The sequence below is a fragment of the Aestuariivirga sp. genome (genome assembly GCF_037139295.1).
Classification (GTDB): domain Bacteria; phylum Pseudomonadota; class Alphaproteobacteria; order Rhizobiales; family Aestuariivirgaceae; genus Aestuariivirga.
On the sequence record NZ_JBAXGR010000161.1, the window covers coordinates 1 to 5,107 of the forward strand.

Here is a 5,107-nt window from a genome sequence, read left to right on the forward strand (position 1 = left end):
CAAGTCGATCGACACGATTGCTCGTGAACTCACACTAGGCGGGGGTGGCTCTGAAGTACTGCCCGTTACTCAAGCCACATTCACGGGCGTGCCGCTCTGCCAAGACTCGGTTGCGGCATCGGCGAGCTTCTGGGCCTGCAAGCCGTCATGCCCCGAGGGTGCCACCGGCTTGTTGTTGGTGACGGCGTCGATGAAGGTCAGCACCTCGTTGGCATAGGCCTGGCCGTAGCGCTCAGTGAAGAAGTGCAGGATCGGGTCGGCGTTGAAGCCGTCCGCCGTAGCCACTTCCACGGTGGTGCTGTGGATGTTCCCGGCGCGAAGCATGCCCTTGGACCCGTGCACCTCGATCCTCTGGTCGTAACCATATGACGCGCGGCGCGAATTGGTGATGACGGCGATCTTTCCGGAGGCCGTCTGCATCTGCACGGCGGCAGTGTCGCAATCGCCTTCATCGCCGATCGCCTTGTCGACGAGGGCCGCACCGAGCGCCTGCACGGTGACGAATTCCTCGCCCACCAGGAATCGCGCAAGGTCGAGGTCATGGATCATCATGTCGCGGAAGATGCCGCCGGAGCTCTTGACATAGGAGGCGGGCGGCGGGGCCGGGTCCCGGCTGATGATGGTGGCCATCTCGATGTTGCCGATAGCGCCAACGCGTAGTCGCTTTTCGAGCGCGGCGAAGTTGGGGTCGAAGCGGCGGTTGAAGCCGATCATCAGTGTCGACCTGTTCTTCTCCACCGTGCGCAGGCAGTCCTCGATGCGGACCACGGAGAGGCTGACCGGCTTCTCGCACAGGATAGCCTTGCCGGCATTGGAAGCGGCCTCGATCTGCTCGGCATGGAAGGGGGTGGGGGTGGCGATCAGGATGGCGTCGACGTCGCTGGCCCTGATGATGTCATCGACCGCGGCGACCCTGGCGCCGACCTCGGCCGCCAGGTCCTCCGCCGCTTTCGGCATGGCGTCGGCGATGTAGGCCACCTTCGCCTTGCCCGAGGCGGCGATGGTGCGGGCGTGAACCTTGCCGATGCGGCCGGCGCCCAGAACTCCAAAACGTAGCATTCAGTGTCTCCTGATCTTGGTCATGTCCATCTTGTGGCAAGGCGCTACATCGCGTTCAGTGATCCTTTGGCGCCTTCGCCATCATGTTACTGAACGCGGTCATTTCGTCGGCAGGCGCGGCCACGAGATACGGCGCATCCGGCCATGCTCCCGAATGAACCTCGCTCACCCATGCCTTGAATGCATCGACGCGCATTTGCTGGATCCGCGCGAACTCCTTGGCGAGGTTGGCGTACTGCTTGGAGTGCCTCGGAACGTGTCCCGTATTTGTGCCAAGTACATCGCATGCGAAGAGATACTGGCAGTCACCACCCTTGCCACCGCCCATTGAGACCAGAAACAGTGAGGTGCGCTTTGCGATCTCCACAGTCACTTCGGGTGGAACCACCTCGATCTCGACACCGAAGGCGCCAGCTTCCTCATAGGCCTTGCAGCGCTCGTAGATCGCCTTGGCACTGTCCGCGGTTTTGCCCACCGCGCGGAATCCGCCGGTCCAGGTGCAGAAATGCGGTATCAGGCCCACGTGGCCGATGACCGGGATATTGTCGTCCGCCAAGCGCTGCACCGTCTGGAAGGAGGCAGCGGAATACACGGCGTCAGCGCCCGCCTCCATCATGCGGAAGGCCCAGCGCAAGGTGTCGTCTGTTGTCGCGGGGGCGGAATAGAGCGCCAAGCCGGGGACGGCAAAGATCGACGGCGCCACCTCGCGGAAGCGCTTTTCCACCAGCATCTCGGGCGGCACCGAGCACATGTCGATGCCGGCGGCCTCCGCCGCGGCGAGCTCGTCCCAGTCTGTCACCCGCATCATGGTGTACTGGTACTTGCCCTTGTTGGCGCGGATCTCCGCGATGGTGGGGCGCTTCCTGGCCATGTTTCGCCGTCCCTCTTCCTTAAATATCCTCAGGCCGCCTGGCTCTTGGCATTCATGCACTCACGCTTTTTTCGGAAGCACTCCTCCATGCGGGCTTCGCCCTCCATCGAGCCGTCATGCCAAGTGCCAACGGGTTCATTCGGCTCCCAGTCACCGCGCTTGTTGCGCGTTCCAAAGACGAGGTCGTCCATTCACGTATCCTGTTGCTGCGGAGGCTTTCCGTGAGGTGCGCCCCTATGCGGCGTCGCTCAAGCTCGGGTCTATCTTGGCGCCGGTGATGTAGGCCACCACCTCCTCACCACTGGTCTCCGACTTCTTCAGGTTCGCGGCGATGCGACCGCGCCGGAACACCACGATGCGATCGACGAGGTCGAACACCTGGCGCATGTTGTGCGAGATCAGGATCAGCGGTTCGCCATTCTGCTTGATGGTACGGATGATGTTCTCCACCTGCGCCGTCTCTGCCACGCCCAGCGCCGCCGTGGGCTCATCCATAATGATGAGTTTTGAGGGGAACGTCGCCGTGCGGGCGATCGCCACGCACTGCCGCTGGCCGCCCGACATATGGCGGATGGTGGAGTTAAGATTGGGGATCTTCACGGCCGTCTTTTCAAGCGCCTTGCGTGTAGCTTCACGCATGCCCTTGTGGTCGAGAATAGAGAAAGGGCCGAGGTTGAATCGGATTTTCTCGCGACCAAGGAAGAGGTTTGACGGGACGTCGAGATCGTCAGCGAGTGCGAGGTTCTGGAACACTGCCTCGATCCCAGCCTCTCGCGCTTCCAGCGGCGACTGGAAGTTCACTTCCTTGCCGAGGAAAATGATCTTACCGCGTGACGGAATCTCGACGCCGGTGATCTGGCGCACGAAGGTGGACTTGCCAGCGCCATTGTCTCCCATGATGGCCACATGCTCGCCCTTGCGAAGCTCGAAATTCGCCCCTTCCAGAGCTTGCACGCCGCCATAATGCTTGGTCAGCCCTTCGGTCTTGAGGATGATGTCCGACATGATCAGGCCCTCATGCTGCGGCGGCGCTGCCGCCATTGGTCAAGAACCACTGCGCCCACGATGATCGCGCCCTTCACCATCTCCTGGTAATAGGCATCGAGCTTCAGGAAGGTGAAGCCAGAGATAATAACGCCGAAGATCAGTGCGCCGAGCACCGTGCCGATGATCGACCCCCTACCACCGGCTAGCGAGATACCGCCGATCACCGCCATGGCAATGGCATCGAGTTCATACATCACACCCATGCCCGCCTGCGCGGTCAGGTTCTTGGAACTCAGAACAATTGCGGCGACAGATGCGAGGACGCCGGCAATTACATAGACCAGCACCTTGTGGTGCTCCACCTTGATACCGGTGATACGCGCGGCCTCCTCATTGGAGCCGATAGCATAGCAGTGCTTGCCGTATTTCGTGTAGGTAAGGATCAGCTGGAACAGGATGGCCAGCGCCACGAAAATGAAGACCGGATTCATACCCTGCCCGATCGCGGCATAGCTCTCGGTGGGGAAGGAAATCGGATTGCCCTTCGACCACCAGCGTGCAAGACCACGCGCCGCCACCATCATGCCCAGCGTCGCGATGAAGGGCGGGATTCGAGTGTAGGCGATCAGCGAGCCATTGATGAGGCCGGCGATAAGGCCGCAGCCGATGCCGACGAGGACAGGAACAATGACGGGCAGGTCCACCAAGCCTTCCGCCATGAAAATGGCCTTGGGGTTGGGATTGCCGTTAACCAGCGCCACCTGTGCAAAGGACATGGCAATCATCGCGGTAGCCCCCACGATCGAGCCTGACGACAAGTCAATGCCGCCCGAAATGATAACCTGTGTAACGCCGATCGCGATGATACCGACGATCGATACCTGAAGGATGATGATTTGGAGACGCTGTTCGTTGAACAGGCCTGGCACGCCCTCACGCGTGTTGAGCAGGAAGCTCTCGCCGAGGAGCAGGCGCCCAAGGATCTCAAAGGCCGCAACGATGATGACAAGTGCCAGCAGGATGTTCAATTCGTTAGGCCATGCCCGGCGGCGGGCATCATATTTGAGGCCGCCAATCCCTGCTTCGGACTTCGCCAAGCTATCCTCCCTCATTGCTGCCGACCGGGCACCGGCCCGGAGAGGAGGTCAAAGCCTCTGCCGCCGCACATCAAAAAGCAAGCGGGAGGCGCCACCGGCGCCCCCCCTTCAGTGTCAGTTCTTCTTGAGGAACTGGTCGATGTTGGCCGGTGTCACCAGCTGGAAGGGGATGTAGACCTTCTGGTCGACGGCCCCACCCGAGGCGAGCTTCACGGCCGCTTCGAGAGCGCCCTTGCCCTGACCAGCCGCGTCCTGGAACACGGTAGCATCAAGGTCGCCCGCCTGCATTGCGGCGAGCGCGTCCTGGGTTGCATCGACGCCACCCACCACCACGTTCTTCATGTCGATGTTGGCGGCCTTCATGGCCTGAATGGCGCCGATGGCCATTTCGTCGTTGTTGGCGATCACCGCGTCGAACGGCTTGCCGGCGGAAATCCAGTTGGTCATCAGGCTCTGGGCCTGGTCACGCGACCAGTTGGCGGTCTGCTCATCAATGATGTTGAGCTTCACCGCGCACTTGCCGTTGGCCATCACGTCATGGATGTCCTTGGTGCGCATCACGGCGGCCTGGTTGGAGAGCTCGCCCATCATCACATAGACTTGGGCGTCGTCTTTGCCCGCTTCCTTGAGGAGGCGGCAGACCTCGATGGTCTCGAGAGTGCCAGATTCCTCTTCATTCGACGCCACGAAAGCCTGATTGTCCGGCAGAGTGTCGACGTTGATCGGCTGGCGATTGACATAGACCAACGGGATGTTGGCGGCCTTGGCTGCATCCGTCATCGCCTGCGTGGCCGAGGTGTCGACCGGGTTGACGATGATCGCAGAAACGCCCGAGGCGGCGAAGTTCTTGATCTGGTCGAGCTGCTTGGCGACGTCGTTCTGCGCGTCCTCGACTTGAAGTTCAACGCCATCCATGCCCTTGGCCTGTTCGATCATGCCGTTGCGCAGGACGGTGAGGAAGTTGTCGTCGAACAGCGCCATCGAAACGCCGATCTTGGTGCCGGCCATCGCCGAGCTCGACATCAGGGCTGCCATCGCGAGTGCAAGGAAAGTCTTCTTCATGTGTCGGGTCCTCCCAGGTGGGGCGTCCGGC

General features: G+C 61.3%; 6 protein-coding genes. All 6 read right to left on the reverse strand.

Features of this window, described 5'->3' with window-relative positions:
- Positions 1-69: 69 nt before the first annotated feature.
- The 6 genes from iolG to WCJ41_RS20010 all read right to left on the reverse strand — a co-directional run bounded on the left by iolG (position 70) and on the right by WCJ41_RS20010 (position 5,076).
- Positions 70-1,059 carry an inositol 2-dehydrogenase gene (iolG, locus tag WCJ41_RS19985; protein WP_336907597.1) on the reverse strand — a complete coding sequence of 330 codons (990 nt, stop codon included), beginning with the start codon at positions 1,057-1,059 and terminating at the stop codon, positions 70-72.
- A gap of 55 nt (positions 1,060-1,114) precedes the next feature.
- Positions 1,115-1,930, reverse strand: coding sequence for a 3-methyl-2-oxobutanoate hydroxymethyltransferase (locus WCJ41_RS19990; protein WP_336907598.1), 816 nt, complete (start codon positions 1,928-1,930; stop codon positions 1,115-1,117).
- Between the two features lie 29 nt (positions 1,931-1,959).
- Complete coding sequence (locus tag WCJ41_RS19995) at positions 1,960-2,121, reverse strand: hypothetical protein (RefSeq protein WP_336907599.1); 162 nt, start codon at positions 2,119-2,121, stop codon at positions 1,960-1,962.
- A gap of 43 nt (positions 2,122-2,164) precedes the next feature.
- Positions 2,165-2,935 (reverse strand): ATP-binding cassette domain-containing protein, encoded by a 771-nt coding sequence (locus WCJ41_RS20000; RefSeq protein WP_336907600.1) that lies wholly within the window; start codon positions 2,933-2,935, stop codon positions 2,165-2,167.
- Between the two features lie 2 nt (positions 2,936-2,937).
- Positions 2,938-4,014, reverse strand: coding sequence for an ABC transporter permease (locus WCJ41_RS20005; RefSeq protein ID WP_336907601.1), 1,077 nt, complete (start codon positions 4,012-4,014; stop codon positions 2,938-2,940).
- Between the two features lie 114 nt (positions 4,015-4,128).
- Positions 4,129-5,076 carry a sugar ABC transporter substrate-binding protein gene (locus WCJ41_RS20010; RefSeq protein WP_336907602.1) on the reverse strand — a complete coding sequence of 316 codons (948 nt, stop codon included), beginning with the start codon at positions 5,074-5,076 and terminating at the stop codon, positions 4,129-4,131.
- Between the last annotated feature and the right edge of the window lie 31 nt (positions 5,077-5,107).

Bases quoted from the DNA above. Each gene is read 5' to 3' on its own strand.
- iolG (WP_336907597.1), bottom strand. From the start codon at position 1,059: ATGCTACGTTTTGGAGTTCTGGGCGCCGGCCGCATCGGCAAGGTTCAC.
- WCJ41_RS19990 (WP_336907598.1), bottom strand. From the start codon at position 1,930: ATGGCCAGGAAGCGCCCCACCATCGCGGAGATCCGCGCCAACAAGGGC.
- WCJ41_RS19995 (WP_336907599.1), bottom strand. From the start codon at position 2,121: ATGGACGACCTCGTCTTTGGAACGCGCAACAAGCGCGGTGACTGGGAG.
- WCJ41_RS20000 (WP_336907600.1), bottom strand. From the start codon at position 2,935: ATGTCGGACATCATCCTCAAGACCGAAGGGCTGACCAAGCATTATGGC.
- WCJ41_RS20010 (WP_336907602.1), bottom strand. From the start codon at position 5,076: ATGAAGAAGACTTTCCTTGCACTCGCGATGGCAGCCCTGATGTCGAGC.